The following is a 208-nucleotide window of genomic DNA, read 5'->3' as shown; positions in this document are numbered from 1 at the left end:
GTCTCGTGGGACACGTGCATCTCCAGATCATCCGGGTGCTCGCGCCGCAGCCGGTGCGCGATCTGCTGCGGCGAATGACGGGCCTCGAGGCCCGCCTGGACAGCCTCCCGCAACCGGGCGCTGCGGGCGAGCTTGCCCCGCTTGGGCCGGTGCTTCCGCTCCCGCGCCCGCCAATCCGCGGAGGAGGCGCGGTAGCGGCCGCCGGCGG

At 75.5% G+C, this 208-nt stretch carries 1 pseudogene; it reads right to left on the bottom strand.

The window, feature by feature from the left end:
* Window positions 1-208 (bottom strand): annotated as a pseudogene (locus ACLQ21_RS15775) (IS30 family transposase); the annotation flags it as partial.

Source organism: Agrococcus sp. DT81.2 (genome assembly GCF_049844935.1).
GTDB lineage: Bacteria > Actinomycetota > Actinomycetes > Actinomycetales > Microbacteriaceae > Agrococcus.
Note: the sequence above shows the minus strand (reverse complement) of the source record. Positions and strands in the feature narration are given on the sequence as shown.